Origin of the sequence: Pseudomonas sp. yb_5, assembly GCF_043103865.1 — a bacterium.
Taxonomy (GTDB): Bacteria; Pseudomonadota; Gammaproteobacteria; order Pseudomonadales; family Pseudomonadaceae; genus Aquipseudomonas; species Aquipseudomonas putida_Y.
The window spans coordinates 1-18,945 of sequence record NZ_JBICKE010000073.1 but is presented as its reverse complement, the minus strand read 5'-3'; the positions used below and the strand labels follow the sequence as shown (position 1 = coordinate 18,945).

14 protein-coding genes and 1 pseudogene are annotated in these 18,945 nt (G+C 62.8%); 6 read left to right on the top strand and 9 right to left on the bottom strand.

The genetic code is table 11. The features are described from left to right. Positions 1-19: 19 nt before the first annotated feature. Both ACF8GF_RS11465 and ACF8GF_RS11460 read left to right on the top strand, forming a co-directional pair. The gene (locus tag ACF8GF_RS11465) at positions 20-1,513 is read left to right on the top strand and encodes an aldehyde dehydrogenase (protein ID WP_392488095.1); all 1,494 of its coding nucleotides are present in this window, start codon (positions 20-22) and stop codon (positions 1,511-1,513) included. 152 nt (positions 1,514-1,665) lie between these two features. Then, positions 1,666-4,572, top strand: a complete 2,907-nt coding sequence (locus ACF8GF_RS11460; RefSeq protein ID WP_392488094.1) for an HD domain-containing phosphohydrolase — start codon at positions 1,666-1,668, stop codon at positions 4,570-4,572. Between the two features lie 109 nt (positions 4,573-4,681). On the opposite strand, the gene ACF8GF_RS11455 is transcribed toward ACF8GF_RS11460, so the two are convergent. After that, positions 4,682-6,394, bottom strand: a complete 1,713-nt coding sequence (locus ACF8GF_RS11455; protein WP_392488093.1) for an FAD-dependent oxidoreductase — start codon at positions 6,392-6,394, stop codon at positions 4,682-4,684. Between the two features lie 194 nt (positions 6,395-6,588). Here ACF8GF_RS11455 and ACF8GF_RS11450 point away from each other — a divergent pair, with 194 nt between their 5' ends. The 3 genes from ACF8GF_RS11450 (at position 6,589) to ACF8GF_RS11440 (ending at position 9,401) form a co-directional block, all read left to right on the top strand. After that, complete coding sequence (locus tag ACF8GF_RS11450) at positions 6,589-7,365, top strand: IclR family transcriptional regulator (protein ID WP_020190769.1); 777 nt, start codon at positions 6,589-6,591, stop codon at positions 7,363-7,365. A gap of 138 nt (positions 7,366-7,503) precedes the next feature. Next, positions 7,504-8,556 (top strand): Gfo/Idh/MocA family protein, encoded by a 1,053-nt coding sequence (locus ACF8GF_RS11445; protein WP_209965336.1) that lies wholly within the window; start codon positions 7,504-7,506, stop codon positions 8,554-8,556. Between the two features lie 29 nt (positions 8,557-8,585). Next, complete coding sequence (locus ACF8GF_RS11440; RefSeq protein WP_176684647.1) at positions 8,586-9,401, top strand: sugar phosphate isomerase/epimerase; 816 nt, start codon at positions 8,586-8,588, stop codon at positions 9,399-9,401. A gap of 153 nt (positions 9,402-9,554) precedes the next feature. Here the strand turns inward: ACF8GF_RS11440 and ACF8GF_RS11435 are convergent, their stop codons facing one another. The 5 genes from ACF8GF_RS11435 to ACF8GF_RS11415 form a co-directional block, all read right to left on the bottom strand. Beyond that, positions 9,555-10,880, bottom strand: coding sequence for an MFS transporter (locus ACF8GF_RS11435; protein ID WP_392488092.1), 1,326 nt, complete (start codon positions 10,878-10,880; stop codon positions 9,555-9,557). A 241-nt stretch (positions 10,881-11,121) separates the two neighbouring features. Continuing rightward, positions 11,122-12,810 carry an FAD-dependent oxidoreductase gene (locus tag ACF8GF_RS11430; RefSeq protein ID WP_176684646.1) on the bottom strand — a complete coding sequence of 563 codons (1,689 nt, stop codon included), beginning with the start codon at positions 12,808-12,810 and terminating at the stop codon, positions 11,122-11,124. A 41-nt stretch (positions 12,811-12,851) separates the two neighbouring features. Continuing rightward, complete coding sequence (locus tag ACF8GF_RS11425) at positions 12,852-13,172, bottom strand: NIPSNAP family protein (RefSeq protein WP_003250862.1); 321 nt, start codon at positions 13,170-13,172, stop codon at positions 12,852-12,854. Then, on the bottom strand, positions 13,157-14,890 hold the full coding sequence (locus ACF8GF_RS11420; RefSeq protein WP_176684645.1) for an FAD-dependent oxidoreductase: 1,734 nt from the start codon (positions 14,888-14,890) through the stop codon (positions 13,157-13,159). Before ACF8GF_RS11420 ends, ACF8GF_RS11425 begins: the two co-directional genes overlap by 16 nt. Positions 14,891-14,894: 4 nt before the next feature. Continuing rightward, positions 14,895-15,704: a shikimate dehydrogenase gene (locus ACF8GF_RS11415; RefSeq protein WP_176684644.1), complete on the bottom strand. Its 810-nt coding sequence runs from the start codon at positions 15,702-15,704 to the stop codon at positions 14,895-14,897. 156 nt (positions 15,705-15,860) lie between these two features. Between ACF8GF_RS11415 and ACF8GF_RS11410 the strand changes: the two genes are divergently transcribed. Further along, entirely contained in the window at positions 15,861-16,631 is a 771-nt protein-coding gene (locus ACF8GF_RS11410) for an IclR family transcriptional regulator (RefSeq protein ID WP_176684643.1), read from the top strand. 150 nt (positions 16,632-16,781) lie between these two features. Here ACF8GF_RS11410 and ACF8GF_RS11405 read toward each other — a convergent pair whose 3' ends face one another. The 3 genes and pseudogenes from ACF8GF_RS11405 to ACF8GF_RS11395 all read right to left on the bottom strand — a co-directional run. Continuing rightward, the gene (locus ACF8GF_RS11405; RefSeq protein WP_103444571.1) at positions 16,782-17,039 is read right to left on the bottom strand and encodes a PAAR domain-containing protein; all 258 of its coding nucleotides are present in this window, start codon (positions 17,037-17,039) and stop codon (positions 16,782-16,784) included. Further along, on the bottom strand, positions 17,036-17,929 hold the full coding sequence (locus ACF8GF_RS11400; protein ID WP_392488091.1) for a DUF6708 domain-containing protein: 894 nt from the start codon (positions 17,927-17,929) through the stop codon (positions 17,036-17,038). Before ACF8GF_RS11400 ends, ACF8GF_RS11405 begins: the two co-directional genes overlap by 4 nt. Positions 17,930-17,931: 2 nt before the next feature. Beyond that, positions 17,932-18,945, bottom strand: a pseudogene (locus ACF8GF_RS11395) (hypothetical protein); the annotation flags it as partial.

The window sequence follows — 18,945 nt, the reverse complement described above, 5'->3', positions numbered from 1 at the left end:
ACGGTCGTCTGGAGTACAAATGTACACGCTCGAATTCTGGCAACAACGCGCCTCGGACCTCTACCTTCCGGCCCATGCACTGATCGACGGCAAACCCGTCAACGCACAGGATGGCGCCACCTTCGCAGCCATCAACCCCGCCACCAACAACGTAATGGCACAGGTTGCCGCCTGCGGCCAGGCCGAGGTCGACCTGGCCGTCGCCAGCGCCCGTCGGGCCTTCGAACACGGCCCCTGGCCGCGCATGGCGCCGGGCGAGCGCAAGAAAGTGCTGCTGCGCCTGGCCGAGCTGATCATGGCCCATCGTGAAGAACTGGCCTTGCTGGACTCGCTGAACATGGGCAAGCCGGTGATGGACGCCTACAACATCGACGTGCCGGGTTCTGCCCATGTGTTCGCCTGGTACGGCGAGGCGCTGGACAAGCTGTATGACCAGGTGGCGCCCACTGCTGCCAATGCGCTGGCCACCATCACCCGCGAAGCACTCGGTGTGGTCGCGGCCGTGGTGCCGTGGAACTTCCCCCTCGACATGGCCGCCTGGAAGCTGGCTCCGGCACTGGCTGCCGGTAACAGCGTGGTACTCAAGCCTGCCGAGCAATCACCGTTCTCGGCCCTGCGCCTGGCCCAACTGGCGCTGGAAGCGGGGTTGCCGGAAGGCGTACTGAACGTGGTGCCGGGCCTGGGCGAGCAGGCCGGGCAGGCGCTGGGCCTGCACCCGGATGTGGACTGCCTGGTGTTCACAGGCTCCACCCAGGTGGGCAAGTACTTCATGCAATACTCGGCGCAGTCCAACCTCAAACAGGTGTGGCTGGAGTGCGGCGGCAAGAGCCCGAACCTGGTGTTCGACAACTGCCAGGACCTGGACTTGGCGGCGGAAAAGGCCGCCTTCGGCATTTTCTTCAACCAGGGCGAAGTGTGTTCGGCCAACTCGCGGCTGTACGTGCAGCGTGCCATTCACGATGAGTTCATCGAGCGCCTGCAGGCCAAGGCTCGCCAGTGGCTGCCCGGTAACCCGCTGGATCCGGCGAGCCGCGCCGGGGCCATTGTCGATGCCGAGCAGACCGGCCGCATTGAGGCCGCCATCGTGCGTGCCGGGCAAGAGGGCGCGAGATTGGTGTGTGGCGGCCGACGCCTGAACATCGAAGGTTCGGACAACTACATCGAACCGACCATTTTTGCCGGTGTCGAGGGCCGCATGAGCCTGGCGCGGGAGGAAGTGTTCGGCCCGGTGCTGGCAGTCAGCGCCTTCGACACGGAAGAAGAGGCGGTGCGCCTTGCCAACGACAGCATCTATGGCCTGGCTGCCTCGGTGTGGAGCGACGACTTCAACCAGGTGCACCGGGTAGCGCGGGCGTTGAAAGCCGGTACCGTATCGGTGAACACAGTCGATGCGCTGGATGTGACGGTGCCGTTCGGTGGGGGCAAGCAGTCGGGGTTTGGCCGCGATCTGTCACTGCACTCGTTCGACAAATATTCGCAGCTGAAGACCACCTGGTACCAGTTGCGCGGCTGATGTCCTGTTCATGGTCCGCGGCGCCTGCGTCGCGGTACAAGGTCTTGCACGCTCGTCTATAAACCTGTTTCCGGCCCGGCAGAACGCTCACCCGCACTCTACACTGCTGCAGACATCAGCCAAGGCAATGTGCCGCACATGGAGTACCTGGGATGGGCTGCGTGTCGACGGGGCGTTTTGTTGGCAATACAGGACGTGGTATTTCACTGCAGTGGCTGGTGGCGCTGGCTATCGTGCTGGGCATGCTGCTGCTCGGCGCCGCCCTGGCCTGGCAGGGTTACCGCGGAATTCGCCAAACCCTCGTGGCTGCTGCTGGCGATGCTGCCCAGCAGGTTGCCAAGACGATCGACGAGCGCGCCAGGCGCCTGATCGAGCCGGCGCAAAGCAGCATTCGCCTGCTTGCCCACAACACGACGCTTCACACCCAGGCACAGCGCATGGATCGGCTGCCACAGCTGGTGGAAATGCTGGACGCCAACCGCATGCTCAGCGCCGCCTATCTGGGTTACCCCAGCGGCGAGTTCCTGTTGGTGCGTCGCCTGCGTGACCCACAGCTGATGCAGCGTTTCGCCGCTCCACCGGGCACGGCTTTTCTGGTGCAGAGCGTCAGCCATGGCGACGGCGCCAAGGTGCAGGGCGAGTGGCGCTTTTATGATCGGGCGCTGAACTTGTTGCAGGCCCAGGCCAAACCTGACTATCGCTACGATCCACGCCTGCGTCCCTGGTTCGCTCAAGCCACGGTACAACCCGCTACTGTACTGACTCGTCCCTATGTGTTCTTCACCACCCGTGAGGTTGGCTTGACCATGGCCCAACGTAGCGTCGACGGTGGGGCCGTGATCGGCCTGGACGTTTCGGTCAACGACCTGGCCAGCGAGACTCAGGACCTGCGCATGACCCCTGGTACCGAGATTGTTGTGGTCGATGACCAGGGCAACGTTGTGGCCTATCCGGACCCGCAGCGGGCAATCGTGCACGAAGGGCAAGGCGTGCGCCTGTCGCGGGTCGCCGAGTTGGGCGCTCCCAGCCTGGCGCAGCTATACGCTGACCTGCCGAAGGGCAACCAGCCTCAGCCTTATCAGGTGGACGGCCAGACCTGGTATGGCATTCGTGTGCAGCTGACCACCCTGGCCGGGCACGACTTGCACGTGCTGATTGCCGTACCAGGCCACGAGCTGCTGGTGGGGGCACGCAAAGTCTTGTTCGAGCAGTTGCTCTGGACCGTGGCACTGATGGCCGTGTTGCTGGTGCTCGGCGGTGTGCTTGGCCGGCGCATTGGTCGCCCGCTGCGGCTGTTGCGCGAGCAGGTTCAAGGTTTGGCCAGTTTTGATTTCAGTCGTGAAGTGGGCGTGCACTCGCGGGTTTCCGAGGTGCGTGAGCTGAGCCGTGTGCTGAGTCGCATGTCCGGTACTATTCGCCACTTTCAGGCGATTACCCTTGCGCTCAGTCGCGAGCGAGACCTTGAGCGCATGCTCGATGGCGTGCTGAGCCATCTGGTAGAAGCTGCCGGGGGCGACGCCGGCGGGGTTTACCTGTACGACGCTGATCAGGCTTTGCTGCGCCTGGTCGCCTCGTGCCGCGGTGAACACTACCCAAGCGAGCTGGTAGTGGATGAAGGCGCCCGGCAGCACTTGGCTGCAACAGTGACCCAGGCCCTCGGCCTGCACGAGCGCAGCCTGGCCGTGGTGCTGAATGACCGTAGCCAGGCACTGTTGGGCATACTGGTCCTGCAAATGGACGAAGAGCAGGCGCATGAGCGGGTAGGCGAGGCATTCCGGCGCTTTGTCGAGGAGTTGTCCGGTGTGGCTGCAGTGGCCATCGAGACCCGCCAGTTGGTCGAAGCCCAGCAACGCCTGCTGGACGCCATGATCAAGCTGCTGGCAGACGCCATCGACGCCAAGAGCCCCTATACCGGTGGCCACTGCGAGCGGGTGCCTCAGCTGGCTCAGATGCTGCTGGATCAGGCAGTGGCAGCCGACAGCGGCCCGTTCGCCAGCTTCAGCATGACCGAGGCAGAGCGATACGAGTTCCGTGTGGCAGCCTGGCTGCACGATTGTGGCAAGGTCACCAGCCCCGAGTACGTGGTGGACAAGGCGACCAAGCTGGAGACCCTTTACAACCGCATCCACGAAGTACGCATGCGTTTCGAAGTGCTGTGGCGCGATGCGGAGCTGGCTTACTGGCAAGGCCTGGCCAGCGGCGCCGACCAGCAGGTGCTGAAAGCCGCACTGAGCCGAAGCCAGGCCGAGCTGCAGGACGACTTCGCTTTCGTCGCCCAGGCCAACATCGGCGGCGAGTTCATGCAGGACACCGATATCCAGCGCTTGCAGGTGATCGGCAAGCGACGCTGGCTGCGCCATTTCGATAACCGCCTGGGCATCTCCCGAGACGAGGCGGAACGCCTTGTCGGCGTGCCGCAGCCTGAACTACCGACAGAGGAGCCATTGCTGGCCGACCGCCCCGAGCACTGCGTGCCCTGGGGTACTCGCACGCCGCCGGTGGTGAAGGGCGACCCGCGTAATATCTGGGGGTTCGATATGCACCTGCCAGGCCACGCCAGCAACTACGGCGAGTTGTACAACCTGTCGATCCGCCGTGGCACGCTGACTGACGAAGAACGCTTCAAGATCAACGAACACATCGTGCAGACCATCATCATGCTCAGTGCACTGCCGCTGCCGCGCCAGCTCAAGCGGGTACCCGACATCGCCGGCAACCACCACGAAAAGATGAACGGCAGCGGCTATCCGCGCCGTCTGGACGGGCAGGACCTGGGCATTGCCGAGCGAGTGATGGCGATTGCCGACATCTTCGAAGCACTGACGGCAGCAGACCGGCCGTACAAACCTCCGAAGACGCTGTCTGAATCGGTGAAGATCCTGGTGTCCATGGCCCGCGAGGGGCACGTCGACGGGCAACTGCTACAGCTGTTCCTCAGCAGCGGGGTATTTCGCCAATATGCCGAGCGCTTCCTGCGCACCGAGCAGATCGACGAGGTGGATGTGGCCTACTGGCTGGCGCAGATTCAGGAGCGTTGCGCAGCCAGACCTGTGAGCTGAGGGACGACAACGCTGAAAAAATCAGGCCGCGTGGCGCTCGATTCAAGCGCCACGGCCTTTCGCAGTGTCCTCCTGGAGACCGCCAACCACCCAGGTAGCGTGGATCAGCTCACTCATACTCCTGCACCCCTGCAATATGCCGCCCGGCGACATAGCCAAAGGTCAGCGCCGGTCCCAGGTTGATGCCACCCGACGGATACCAGCCACCCAACACGCTGGCCATGTCGGTACCTGCTGCGTACAGGCCTGCAATCGGTTGTGCGGACTCATCCAGTACACGGGCATTGCCGTCGGTGCGCAACCCGGCAAAGGTGCCAAAACAGCCAGGCTTTACTTTCACCGCATAGAACGGCCCGTGCTCGATGGGCGCCACGCAAGGGTTGGGGCCCTTGTGCTGTGGGTCACCCTGCTTGCGGTTGAACGGCGTGGAACCGCGGCCGAACGCCGGGTCCTGGCCGTTACGGGCATGGCTATTGAAGTCAGTGACCGTGGCGCGCAGCCCGGACGGGTCAATGCCGCAGGCCTGGGCGAGTTGCTCGAGCGTGGCGCCGCGTTTCAGGTAGCCGTTGCGCACATGCGGGCCTACCGGCAGCGGTGCCGGGCGGGCATGCCCCAGGCCATAGCGGCGCAAGAAGCGATGATCGCAAACCAGCCACGAGCACACCTCCTGACCCTGCGGCACTGCAGCGACCATGGCCGACACATAGTCGTAATAGCCATGCGCTTCGTTGACGAAACGCTTGCCGTTGGCCAGCACGCCGATAACGCCCGGTTTGCCGCGCTCGATAATGTGCGGGAAGTGGCCGACGCTGCCGTCGCGATACGGCACCTGTGAAACCGGTGCCCAGGCCACTGGCGACTTCAGGTCGGTGGCAACCACGCCGCCGGCGGATTCACCCAGCCGCAGGCCATCGCCAGAACACCCCTTGGGCGGCAGCGCCAGGTTGTCGTGGCCGCTGGCATCGCGCGGGAACAGTTGCTGGCGCCGGGCGTTGTCATTGGGGAAACCACCTGCCGCCAGCACCACGGCCTTGGCGCGGATCAGTTGCTCGCCCTGTGGCGTAGCGACCCACGCCCCGCGCACCTGGCCACCCTCGATAAGCAGGCGTTTGGCCGGCGCCGACGCTTGCAGGTGTACACCCAGGTCCTGTGCGGATTTAGCCAGGCGCGCCACCAGCGCCACACCGTTGACCAGGTGCATGGCCCGACCATGGCGGGCCAGGTGGTACAGGTGGCGGCCAAAGCGCTTGCACACGTGCAGCAGGGCCTTGGGCGAGCGGGTCATGTTGAGGAAGGCGGCAAGGTCGGCACCGGCCATGATCGGCATGCCCATGAACGAGGTTTCGCGCATGGTCTTGCGCAAGCGTGGCAGCAGGGCGCCAACCTCGCGGGCATCGTAGGGCGCAGCGATCACCTGGTGGCCGCCAAGGGCTGCCCCCGGCGTATCGCCATGCATGTCCGGGATGCCGTTGCCGTCGGCAAACTGCAACGCCGTGTACTTCTCGAAAAACGCCACCATGTGCGGGCACGCCTCGAGGAAGGCATCGACGCGCTCGGCATTGTAGTTTGCCCCCAGCTCATGGCGCAGATAAGTCCGCGGTTGCTCGATGTCTTCCTCGATGCCGGCCCTGCGCGCCAGCGGGTTGCGTGGCACCCAGGCCCAGCCGCCGGACCAGGCGGTGGCACCGCCAAATACCGGTTCTTTCTCCACCACGATCACCTTCTGTCCATGCCAGGCAGCCGTGACGGCCGCCGCCAGCCCGGCGGCGCCAGAACCTATGACCAGTACATCGCATGCGGTTTCGAGAGGAGCGGAAGACATTGCGGGTTTCCTGTTTTTTTATTGGAACAATGTTCCACATTCTTATCGGCAGCGGGTGGTCCTGCAAGGTCAGGTCGGGCATGTCAGGCAAGAACTGGGCGATCATCGGACATTCGAGGTGGCCCGAGCTGCGCTGGCTGGCGACGATGTGGAATCATCTTCTAGAATCCGCAAAAAAATCAGGGACCTGTGACATGGCTGGTAGTCAGATCGAACGCGCCTTCAGTCTTGTAGAAAGCCTTACCGGTGAACCCCAAGGGCTGCCGTTACAAACCCTGGCCGAGCGCCTGGACATTCCCAAAAGCGCTGCCCACCGCATGCTCACTGAGCTGGTGCGGCTGGGCTACGTGCGCCAGAACCGGGAAAGCAGCCGCTATCAGCTGTCGGCCAAGCTGGTAGCGCTGGGCTTTCGTTACCTGGCCAGCAGCGGTGCCGACATCATCCAGCCGATTCTTGACCGCCTGGCCCAGGACAGCGGCGAACTGGTGCGCCTTGGGGTGATCGACGGTGCCCGGCAAACCTGGATCGCCAAGTCCCAGGGGGCCCGCTCCGGGCTGCGCTATGACCCGGATATGGGGCGCGACGCGCCGCTGTTCTATACCGCCTCCGGGCATGCCTGGCTGGCCAGCCTGGACGATGAGCAGGCGCTGCAGATGGTGTTGCGCCAGGGTATTGCCGACCCCGACCAGTTCGGCCCCAACGCGCCACGCTCCACCGACGAGCTGCTCGCCTACCTGCACCGCGCCCGCGAGCGTGGTTATGCCTGGGTCGAGGAAACCTCCGCCATCGGCACCTCAGCCCTGGCCGCAGTGGTGCGCCGGCCGCAAAGTGACGAGGTGATCGGCGTGCTGAGCATCGCCGGGCCCAGCGCGCGGCTGGCACAGAGCCGCCTTACAGCGCTGGCACCGCTATTGCTGGCGGCGGCAGAAGAGCTGTCGGCGGCCAGTCCCGCCAGCGAGCTGTTTGCCTGAGGGGATATTCCGGTCGATTACCGCACAGTCTGTTGCGCCTGTTCTTCTGAAAAGCTGAACTTGGTTCTAAATTGTCGAGTGTAAATTGTGGAACCAGGTTTCAGAATTTCATGACAACAATGACAAGAGGACAGGCTGTTGAACCCACCCCTTCGTATTGCCTTGATTGGCGCCGGCATCATGGGCCGGCAGCATTACCAGCATTTGCGCAATGTGCCGCAAGCCCAACTGTGTGCCGTGGCCGACCCCGGCCCGCAGGCCGAGGCCTTCGCTGCCGAGTGCGGCGTGCCTTGCTTTGCCGACCACCGGCAAATGCTGGAGCAGGTGCGCCCCGAGGCAGTGATCGTCGCCAATCCCAACAACCTGCATGTCGCCACCGCCCTGGATTGTGTCGAGGCCGGGGTGCCGGTGCTGCTGGAAAAACCGGTGGGCGTGCACCTGGATGAAGTGCGTGCACTGGTGGAAGCCTCACGCCGCCGAGGTGTGCCGGTGCTTGTAGGGCACCATCGCCGACACAATCCGCTGATCGCCAAGGCGCACCAGGTGATCAACGAAGGCAAACTGGGCCGTTTGATCAACGTCACCGCGCTGTGGCAGCTGCAAAAGCCCGACAACTATTTCGAAACGCCCTGGCGCCGCGAGCCAGGGGCCGGTTTCTTGCTGACCAACCTGATCCACGACCTTGACCTGTTGCGTTACCTGTGCGGCGAGGTGGTGCAGGTGCAGGCCTTCACCCGCAACGATGTCCGCGGTTTTGCCAACGAAGACAGCGCCGCGGTGCTGCTGCAGTTTGCCAACGGTGCCCTGGGCAGCCTGACCGGGTCCGACGCGGTGGCTGCACCGTGGAGCTGGGAGCTGGACGCTGGCGAAAGCCCCGTGTACCCGCGCCAGGACGGCCAGCCGTGCTATCTGCTGGCCGGCACCCAAGGAGCACTGAGCATTCCCCAGCTAAAGCGCTGGCATTACGCCGAGGCAGGCTCGGGCTGGCATACGCCCCTGTTGCAAAGCTCGGAAAGCATCCCCGCCGGCGAGGCATTGACCCTGCAACTGCAGCATTTTGTGCGGGTTGCCCGGGGTGAACAGGCTCCGCTGATCGACGCTGCCGACGGGGGGCGCACACTGGCGCTGATCGAAGCGATAAGGCAGGCAGCCCAGAGCGGTCGGGCTTGCGCGCCCGCGCACATTGGCTGATGCAACCTTACTATTGCTGGTGATGATTAATGACTGATCGAATTTTTTCCCTCGCGGCCCTGACGGTGCTCGAGCTGTCTCCACCGGACATGGTCGAGGCCGCCGCCCGAGCGGGCTACAGCCATGTCGGCCTACGGCTGGTGCCAGCCACCGAACAGGAGCGGCATTTCCCGTTGGTTGCCGATGCCGAACTGCGTCGGCAAACCCAGGCGCGCTTGCGCGACACGGGCATCAAGGTGCTCGACCTGGAGATCCTGCGTCTTGAGCCGGCAACCTGTGTGGCCGATTTCGAAGCGATCCTGGCGGTGGGCGCCGAGTTGGGTGGCACTGAATTGCTGGTAGCGGGCAACGACCCTGACGAAGCGCGCCTGACCGAACGCTTTGCCGCATTGTGCGAACTGGCGGCACGCTACGGCATTCACCCCCACCTGGAGTTCATGCCCTGGACCGCCGTACGTGACCTGCGCCAGGCCATGCGGGTGGTGGCCAACGCCGACCGCGCCAATGGCTGCGTACTGGTGGATGCCTTCCACTTCAACCGCTCCGGGTCTTCGCTGGACGACCTGGCGCAGCTGAAGCCGCAGCGCATGCGCTATGCCCAACTGTGTGACGTTGCTGGCCCGGTACCGGCCGACATGGACGAGATACTGCGCCAGGCGCGTAACGAACGTCGCTTCCCGGGTGATGGCGATGCTGACCTGGTTGGCCTGTTACGCGCCTTGCCGCCGAGCATGCCGCTGAGCCTGGAAACCCCTACGCGGCAATTGCTGGAGCAGGGCATCAGCGGCGAACAGCGTGCGCGCATGGCGCTGGAGAAAGCCAAGGCGGTGCTGGCCGCAGTCTGATTGGGCGAACGTGGTGCATGGCACCGGCTACGTCACGTCCGTGGGGCAACCCGCTCACACACCGAACGTTGCAGTGGCGTTGTCCGCTTCTCAAAAATACCAGGCCAAAAAAAGGGCCCGCAAGGGCCCCGTAGAGGTAAGTGGTTAGCGCTCTCAGGCGCTCCCGACCTTGCGCGGTGCCATGAAATACATCCACACCAGCGCCAGGAAGTACATGGCGGGGATCATGGTAAACAGCACCGCATAGTTGTTGTTGGTAGCGGTCAGCACGCTGCCGACAATCTGCGTCATGAACATCCCGCCAATTGCCGCACACATGCTGCCGAAGCCGAATACGGTGCTCACCAGGTGCTTGGGTGTGTAGTCCATCACCAGGCTCCATATATTCGCCGTCCACGCCTGGTGCGCGCCCACCGCGATCGAGATGGCCGCCACCGCGACCCACAGCCCACTGGCGTTGGCGGCAAAGATGACGCTGAGCATGGTGCAGGCAAAGATCAGCATGGACACCAAGCGCGCTGTCGTAGCGCGCACGCCACGGCCAATCAGCCACGACGACAGGATGCCTCCCCCGATGCTGCCGAAGTCTGCCGTCAGCCAGATGATGATCAACGGGATCCCCATCTGGGTCACGTTGATGCCCAGGCTGTATTGCTGGTTCAGGAACGGCGGCAGCCAATACAGGTAGAACCAGAACACCGGCGCGGTAATCGCATAGGCCACTGCAAAAGCCCAGGTGCCACGCAGGCGCAGGATACGGCTGAACGGCACGCGGGTCGGCTCTGGCTCATCATCCTGCTGGATGTACTGCACCTCGCTCTGACGCACGCGGGGGTGGTCTTCAGGGTTGTAGTACTTCAGCACCCAAAACACGACCCACACCAGGCCCAGGCTGCCCATGGCGATGAACGCAGCCTGCCAGCCCCACACAGCCAGGATCAGCGGCAACAGCGCGGGGGTGACCATGGCACCAACGTTGGTACCGGCGTTGAACAGCCCCGTTGCAATTGCCCGCTCACCTGCCGGGAACCACAGGCGCACGGTCTTGACGCAGGCCGGGTAGTTGGCGGCCTCAGTCAGGCCGAGGATGAAGCGGCAGACCATGAAACCTGCCGCCGAGGTGGCCAGGCCGTGGGCACCCGTGGCCAGGCTCCACAGCAATACAGCGAAGAAGAAGGCCCGTTTGACCCCGACTTTGTCGATCAGCCGGCCTTGCAGCAGAAAGCCGATGGCGTAGCCGACCTGGAACCAGAAATTGATGTTGGCGTAGTCCATCGCCGTCCAGCTCATTTCCTTGGCCAGCACGGGCTGCATGATGCCGAGGGCGGCGCGGTCGATGTAGTTCAGGGTGGTGGCGAAGAACACCAGGGCCAGCATGCCCCAACGGGTCTTGCCGACGCCAAAGGCGCCGCGGAGCTTGTCGCCGATCGAGCCCTGGGACATCCGGGGCGCGGCGGGGGGGATCTTGGAGTGGTTCATAGACTGCTCGTTTCTTGAAATTGTATTCAGCTGCGGTGCTACGGGTACGTGACCGCTTCCCAGGCAGGGGGGCACGCAAGGCCGGTGCATGGTGAGCAGTGAAGACAGCAGCGTCAATTCAAGAGACGGGCTACTGTTCGGTTATCGAACGGTTGCGTTAGACCGCGGGCGCGGCAGGGATTCACGTCACTGAAGGGTAGAAGGCTTTGGCCTTGGTTGCCTGATGGGCGCAAAACCGACATCAATGATGTGCACAGCCCCCGCTCAACGCTCTACCGGCCAGATACCCGAAGGTCATCCCTGGCCCGAGGGTAATGCCGCCGCTCGGGTAGTACCCACCCATCACGCTGTGCATGTCGTTACCCACTGCAAACAACCCGCGTATCGGCTGCCCTGCGTGGTCCAGTACGCGGGCCGAGGCGTCTGTGTCCAGGCCGGCGAAGGTGCCAAGGCTGCCTGGCAGCAGTTTCACCGCATGGAACGGCCCCTTCAGCAACGGCCGAAGCGACGGGTTAGGTGCCTGCTGCGGGTCGCCTTGGGCCTGGTTGTAGGCCGACGCGCCACGCAGAAAGGTTGGGTCTTCACCTTGTGCCGCATGATGGTTGAAGCCCTCCACCGTGCGCTGCAACTGCTCGGCGTCGATCCCGCAGCGCTGCGCCAGTTGCGCCAGGGTAGCGCCGCTGTGCAAATAGCCACTGCGCTGATAGAAGCGGGTAGGGAAGGGAAAGGGCTTGGCCCAACCGATGCCATAGCGTCGTTGCGCAGCATGGTCGCAGATCAGCCAGGCCTCCGGCTGCTCAGCCTGCGGCGTGGCGGCGAAAAGCGCGTTCATGAAGTCGTGGTAGCAATCGGCTTCGTTGACGAAGCGCCGACCATCGCGGCGCACGGCGATGAAACCGGGCTTCGCGCGGTCGATCAGGTGTGGAAAATGGCCGAAATGGCCATTGCCGCGCGGTACCTGCGATACCGGCGCCCAGGCGCCCCCGTGGGCGCCTGCCGCAGACACCTGGCCACCCGCCTGTTCGCCCAGGCGCAAACCGTCACCGCTATTCTCCCTGGGCGCAGCGGAGTAATGCTGGTCACCGTCCGGCGCGTGCGGCATCAGTTGCGAGATACGCTGGCGATCATGTGGGAAACCACCGCACGCCAGCACCACACCACGCCGTGCGTAGATCGTTTGGCCGTCGGCAAACAGCGCGCCGTTGACCCGTTCTTCGCACAACAACAGTCGGCTGGCCGCTTTCTCGGTCAGCAATATCACGCCACGATCAAGGGCGCTGCGCAGCAGGCGCGCTACCAGCGCGTTGCCATTGACCAGATGTAGGCCGCGACGGTGCAGCAGCAGGTCTCGGCCATGGCGCAACAGGCGCTTGCCAACATGCAGCGCTGCCTTTGGCGAGCGTGTGGTGTTGAAGAAGGCAGCCATGTCGGCACCTCCGGCAATGCCCATGCCGGCCAGGCTGACGATGTCCAGCGGCGGGCGCAACTTGTGCAGCCAAGGCCCTAGCCGTCGCCCGTCGTAAGGTAATGCACACAGCGAGCGACCGCCGCGTGCACTGCCATCGCCTTCACGCATGTCGGGCATACGGCTACCGCACTGGAACTGCACGGCAGTGTGTTGCTGGAAGAACGCCACCATTTCCGGACCATGGCGCAGGAAGGCGCGTTGACGCGGGTCCAACTCGCGGGTGTGGGTTTGCGCACGCAAATAGCGCTCCGGGGCATCGTCGGCTTCGACGATGCCTTCGGCGATGGCCAGAGGGTTGCGCGGTATCCACAACCAGCCCCCCGACCAGGCGCTGGTGCCGCCCAGCTGGCTGGCTTTTTCCGCGACGACCACTGTCAGGCCATGATGCGCGGCGGTTACGGCGGCAGCCAGGCCAGAGGCGCCGGAGCCGATGACGAGTACGTCACATTCAAGGGGGGGCATGGAAGGGGTCCGCTCGGCTGTTGGAAGAGGTGGGGTGTGGCTTACTGCAGCGGTGAGAAACCGGTCGGGCGCAGCAGGCGCGATTGCAGGCGCAGTACCGCGCCCAGCTCGCGGTTGCGTCGCGAGAATTCTGCCCAGCGTGAGTCTGCCGCCATGGCTGCGCGGCGTGCCATGCGGTCGTCGAGGCTGGCATAGCCCCAGATGTGCACCACTTGGTTGACGTCGCCGAACTCGCTGGTGAAAAAGCCCACCAGGTTGCCCAGGTGTTCGCTCTGCACCTCGAGTGCGTGGCTTTGGTACAGGGCCAGCCAGTCGGCCATTTTCAAGGGGTCGAGGGTGTAGGTTCTCAGTTCGTAGTACATGCCGGGTTCTCCGTAGGGGTAGCCGGCGCCTGCAGGCGCGCGGTGATGTGGTTGGCAGCAAGCCAGCCGAAGGTGAGGGCAGGGCCCAGGGTGATGCCGGGGCCGGGGTAGGTGCCTTTCATCAGTGAGTTCATGTCGTTGCCGACCGCATACAGCCCGGGAATGGGCAAACCGCTGCGGTTCAGCACGTTGGCATCGGCGTTGGTCACCAGGCCACGGGCTGAACCGAGGTCGCCGGTGTGAATGCGGATGGCATAGAACGGCCCCTTGGTAAGGGGTGCCAAGCATGGGTTGGGCGCATGTTGCGGGTCGCCCATGTAGCGGTTGTAACTGTTGCCGCCTTTGCCAAATGCGCGGTCGATGCCATTGCTGGCATCGCTGTTGAACTGTGCAAGTGTTTGCGCAAACCCCTGTGGATCGACGCCGATGGCCAGGGCCAGTGCCTGCGATGTGGTGGCCCGGTACAGGTAGCCTGCGTCGATCAACGCCTGGTTGTTGACGGGCTTGGGCCGCGCCAGGCCAAGCCCGTAGCGGTTCATTGCCTCGGCATCGCAGACCAGCCAGCAGCTGGCAATGCCGTTGGCGAACATGGTGTGCACGAAGTGGTGGTAGGAGTCGGACTCGTTGACGAAGCGCCGCCCGGCTTGGTCTACCGCAATCACGCCCGGCTTGGCGCGGTCGGTGACCAGGTGCGGGAAGCGCTCACGTTCACCATCGGCATGACGTAGTTCGGAAACCGGTGCCCAGAAGAAGTTGGCCGCTAGGCCCTCGCCCTCGGCTGCTGCCACGGCCTGGGCAAGGCGCAGGGCGGCTCCGTCGTTTGCCGGTGGTGACATGGTCAGGTGCGGCGCCTTTTGAGCAGGGCGGTAGCTGGCGGCCATTGCGCCTGCTGCGAATCCGCCCATGGCGCACACCACGCCACCACGGGCCATTACCCGCTCACGGCGGCCCTCGCGCTGTACGACCACGCCCGTGATCACGCCGTGCTCGGCGATCAGCTCCACGGCCTCGCTGCGTAACCACAACTGCGTGCCGTGGGCGAAGGCGCTGGTGGCCAGGCGGGCGATCAATGCGTTGCCAGTGGTAAGCCGGGTGCCGCGTGGGTGCTGCAGGCGGTCGCGCGCGTAACGCGCCATCAGCTTCAGGCAATGCCACAGCGACCTGGGTGAGCGGCGAATGCTGAGGAAATGCTGGATATCCACCCGGTTGACCATCATGCCGCCGAACAGCAGCATGCCGGGCGGTGGCATCTGCAGGTCCTTGAAGCGTGTGCCCAGGTGCTTGCCGTCGTATTCGACCATTTCCAGCGCCCGACCGAACTGAGTGGCGCCGGGTGCATCCGGGTAATAGTCGGGTGAGAGTGGGCGCAGGGCATAACGCAGTTCGGTGTTCTGCTCCAGCCAGCGCAGCGCTTGGTGACCATGCTCGATGAAGGCATCGCCCAAGGCGGGGTCGTAGCCGTCGCCGATGACCTGCTTGAGGTAGGTGCGCATTGCCTCGGGAGAATCCTTGGCGCCGGCGTCACGGGCTTGGTCGGTGCCATACAGCCACACCGCGCCGCCAGAAATCGCCGAGGTGCCGCCAAAGCGTTCGGCCTTTTCCACCACCAGCACCTTTAGCCCCCGGCGGGATGCTGTGGCGGCAGCGGCGAAACCACCGGCACCGCTGCCCAGCACAACCAGATCGAAGCTGTTGTGTGTGTGCTCCAGAGTCGTCATGGCCTCAGATCTCCAGCGGTGTGACGCCCATGAAGGCGCCAAGGTGGCCCAGTTGGGCGAAGGCCATTTCCGGGCCAGTCTGGATCCTGCAACCTACTTGCCGCGCGCGGCTCAGCAGCGGGGTTATCTCGGGTGAGGTGACCACGTCGGCGACCAGGGTGCCTGGCAGCAGGGTAGCCAGCACGGCGGCGGACAGCGGCAGCTCTGCGCGGGTGCCCATGCCGACCGGGGACGCGTTGGCCACCAGGTCGAAGTCTTCCAGCCCACTGAACTGTGTGCTGACCGTGAGCCGGGGGAAGGCGTTGCCGAGCAGTTCGCATACAGCACCCATGCGTGCTGTGCTGGGGTCGCTGAGGGTAATGCTGGCGATCCCTGCCTCAGCCAGTGCATAGGCAATGGCACTGCCAACACCGCCGCAACCGATCACCAGTGCCCGTTTGCCCGCCGGCTTGAAGCCATGCTTGTGCGCAGCGCCGAGGAAGCCAGCGCCGTCCACGTTGTCGCCCAGCAGGCGTCCGTCGCGCTCGCGACGTATCACATTGACCGAACCCAGGGCAGCTGCGCGCTCGCTCAGTCCGTCCACGCGGTTGGCGAGCGCCTGCTTGTAAGGCACGGTGACCACGCAACCGCGTAGGTTCTGCCAGCCACGCAGGGTATCCGCAAAGCTGTCCAGCGCCGCCTCATGCAGGTCGATGGGCAGCATGGCGAGGTTGCAGTTGTTGTGGTTGAACCAGGTGTTGAAGTTTTCCGGAGACTTCACCTGGGCGATGGGCGAACCGACGATGGCGACCAGTTCAGTGGAACCTCGAATCATGCTGACCTCCTTATTGGCGTTGTTATGGAGGCAAGGGTGAGGCAGAGGGGCGTGGGCAACAATGCGCCAAGCGGTCACTTAATGCGATAATCGCAGTCATGATCCGGTTATCGCATTAATCGGCTGTTTTTGTGCCTCTGGTAGCGAGTCGAATGCATGAACACACCCGTCATCCATCCCCGTGACCTGATCGCGGGCTTGCAGAAAGGCCTGGCGCTGATGCAACTGTTCAGCGCCGAGCAGCCGCGTCTGAGTGTGCCGCAGGCGGCCAGGCTATCTGGCCTTACGCCCAGTGCTGTGCGGCGGTTTCTGCTGACCTTGGTGCATGAGGGCTTTGCCGAAACGGACAGCCGTGAGTACTGGCTGACCCCCAAGGCCTTGCGTATCGGCCAGGCTTATGTGGACTCGGCGCAACTGCCGCGCATGCTGCGGCCGATTGTTGAACAGGTGGCACGGCAGACCCAGGAGCACGTATCGGTGGGTACCCGCGATGGCGATGAGATCATCCATCTGGTGCGTAGCCGGTATAGCCATGTGGCGTCTTTGTCGATCAGGCCGGGCTCGCGGGTACCCATGTATTGCACGGCCGGCGGGCGGGTCTGGCTGGCCTGGCTGGATGAGGGGGAGCGGGACGAATACTTTGCCCGTCACCCGCTGCAGGCGTTGACGCCTTACACACTGACAGACCGGGCGCAGCTGGACGCTGAGCTACTGCGCGTGAAGGGGCAGGGGTTCTGTATCGTTGATCAGGAATATGAAATCGGTATGCGGGTGCTGGGGGTGCCATTGCTGGGGCGGGCCGGTCAGTTGAAAGCGACGCTGACCATCACGACTCATGCTTCGCGGTTGAGTATTGATGAGATACGGTTGCGGTATTTGCCAACCCTTTATGAGGCACAGGCGTTGCTTCGGCCAGTGCTGGATTGACGCAGATATGGCGCAGTTTGCGGGCTGGCGCCATGGTTATGAGAACGGGTCACCCGGAAAGGTGGCTTTGTTCGCCATTTGGGCCGCTGGACGGCCCAAACCTGTTGACTGACAGGCTTCAGCATCTGGCTCGGTGGCCGGCAGTGGCTTTCAATCAATGAGCCAACCTTGGTCCCCCTCGATCAAAGTCCCTCCATGGCTGGTAGTGTCACCCTCCCTTGCTGCGGGGTGGCCCTCGATGATCGTGCAGGCAGCGCCGGTTTCGATTACGGCGCCACAACTGATGCGATCGCCCACACGTGCGACGGCCTTGCCATCCACGAATGTTGCACTTGCGCCGGTTTCCACAGTGCCTTCGCCATGGAGCGGGCAGCTATGATGATGGCCTACCAGTACGATGGGTTTCATTTGCGCTTCCTTTTGCCGGGTTGATTGGGGGCTTCCTCAAATGCTTCGGGTGGCGGTGGCGCTGCTTGGACGTTGAACAGGCGGCAGATGCCGTACCAACAGATGGCTACGGAGAGGTTGTAGGGGAACAGCACAGCCCAGAACGGCAATTGCCAGTTCTTTTTGCCCTGCATTTCACCGGGCTCGCCGGTTCGCCAGGGGGCATAGTGGTGCCAGGCTTCGGCCGGGGTCAGGCAGATGGCGTGCAGTGGCTTGTGCCACCAGTTGGGTTCACCGGGCGGGGGGAGTTTGTCCGGGCCGTGGTCCATGAAGTGGCGGAGGTATTCCCATACCTCGGCGACATGCTTGACGCCGGGTTCGGTGGATTCATTGCTGTCGACCCAGAGGCAGTCCTTTTGATGCAGGCTGCCGTCTTCGCGGCGAGGGGCGAAGGCGAGGGCATAGCTGGTGGTGAAGGAGGAGCCGCCGTATTCGGTGCGCTTGAAGATGCCACCTCCGGTGTTGGCCCATTCGAATACGAGTACTTTGCTCAAACGTTGGTAGTAGATTTTTTGGGTTGAACGATTGAAGCAGAAACTTGATAAGCGTTTTATGAAATATATTCGATAAATGAGGAAAGGTAGGAAAGTGAAAGGCATAAGCAAGAATCCGGTGGCTAATAATGGAGCGGATTCGTACATGCGCCATATGTCTCTAGAGAGTAAGTGTGGGTAAAAGCCGGCAATTGAAAGAATAGTAATCGCGCAATACAGCTTTCCCATAAAGACAGAGTCTGTGACCCATGGATTCCTTAAGCATAAAATAGTGTCAGATAAGCTTAATAGTTGTCCTGTGATAGTGGGCTTGTGTCCAGAGTCTGACATTGAGTTGAATAGCCAGATGGTTGCCATGATCAGCGCTCCAGACGAAAAATTGACAGGGTCTCATTATCTTCGTCCAGGCCTTGATTGGCGTTGTAGGTTAGACGAAGTGAGACATGATTTTGGTTGGCTAGGGTGTTTTCGAAATGTAGAACTAAGCCAGCACCTACGAGGTGGCCGGTCGGGCTGATTGGAAAAACGTCAATTCCGTGGTCGTCACGGACGGAGCTCAAACTTCCTGACCATTCACTTACGCCTAACCTGAACGCAGGCAACAGCACTGTGAATTCTACGGTTGGTTGGGATGTGACTACTTCGTTATGTGTGATAGCTGTCCAGTCTGGCGGCGACCAGTGGTTATTATGATGCCATCGGGTGTCGGCTTTAGTTATGCCGAGGGATAGGGCTTGCTCGGTGGATAGTAGCTTGGGTCCATAATGTTCATTGTGCCAAGCCTTAATTTCTGTTTGCATTGAGGTGAAGTAGGGTAATTTTTTCTCATAGTCCAAGGTAATGCCAGGGCGCACTTCTCCATCATTTTTGCGATTCCCGAAAATACTACGTGCTGCCCAAAGTTCAATTGGCCTGTGAAGACGCTCATGTGCCTTGGCGTGTAGGTAGAGGCCTCCTGCAATGATGGCTACTCCTACGAGGACAAGGGCCGCTGCGGCCCATCCGGCAAAGGGCACAACCGATGTAACGCCCGCAATCGCAAGTCCTGCTTCAAGGACGACAGCGGAACCAATAGCCATGGTGAACCCACCCGCCACAGTGTAACCGGCTGCAGTTAGATCACCATTGTCGTACTGTCGTAGCGCCTTAGTACCGTCCGCGAAAAAACCCAGTGCTATTGCCGGATATCCGGCTAACCGCGCAAACAGATTGCTACTCAAAAACTTGATAACCCCATTGCCAAAGGCCATGCCCGGCGCTGTGGCACTTAATCTCAGCATGACGGCCTTTTGCGTCGCCCGCACGCTGACCAATGTCGCCGCCGCTGCACCGATCACCCCGAAAACAGATGAAGCGAACCCCAGGGTGTATTC

Coding starts and splice junctions, on each gene's coding strand:
- ACF8GF_RS11460 (WP_392488094.1), top strand. CDS start 1,666: ATGGGCTGCGTGTCGACGGGGCGTTTTGTTGGCAATACAGGACGTGGT.
- ACF8GF_RS11435 (WP_392488092.1), bottom strand. CDS start 10,880: ATGAACCACTCCAAGATCCCCCCCGCCGCGCCCCGGATGTCCCAGGGC.
- ACF8GF_RS11415 (WP_176684644.1), bottom strand. CDS start 15,704: ATGATTCGAGGTTCCACTGAACTGGTCGCCATCGTCGGTTCGCCCATC.
- ACF8GF_RS11410 (WP_176684643.1), top strand. CDS start 15,861: ATGAACACACCCGTCATCCATCCCCGTGACCTGATCGCGGGCTTGCAG.
- ACF8GF_RS11430 (WP_176684646.1), bottom strand. CDS start 12,810: ATGCCCCCCCTTGAATGTGACGTACTCGTCATCGGCTCCGGCGCCTCT.
- ACF8GF_RS11440 (WP_176684647.1), top strand. CDS start 8,586: ATGACTGATCGAATTTTTTCCCTCGCGGCCCTGACGGTGCTCGAGCTG.
- ACF8GF_RS11400 (WP_392488091.1), bottom strand. CDS start 17,929: ATGGCAACCATCTGGCTATTCAACTCAATGTCAGACTCTGGACACAAG.
- ACF8GF_RS11465 (WP_392488095.1), top strand. CDS start 20: ATGTACACGCTCGAATTCTGGCAACAACGCGCCTCGGACCTCTACCTT.
- ACF8GF_RS11425 (WP_003250862.1), bottom strand. CDS start 13,172: ATGTACTACGAACTGAGAACCTACACCCTCGACCCCTTGAAAATGGCC.
- ACF8GF_RS11405 (WP_103444571.1), bottom strand. CDS start 17,039: ATGAAACCCATCGTACTGGTAGGCCATCATCATAGCTGCCCGCTCCAT.
- ACF8GF_RS11450 (WP_020190769.1), top strand. CDS start 6,589: ATGGCTGGTAGTCAGATCGAACGCGCCTTCAGTCTTGTAGAAAGCCTT.
- ACF8GF_RS11420 (WP_176684645.1), bottom strand. CDS start 14,890: ATGACGACTCTGGAGCACACACACAACAGCTTCGATCTGGTTGTGCTG.
- ACF8GF_RS11455 (WP_392488093.1), bottom strand. CDS start 6,394: ATGTCTTCCGCTCCTCTCGAAACCGCATGCGATGTACTGGTCATAGGT.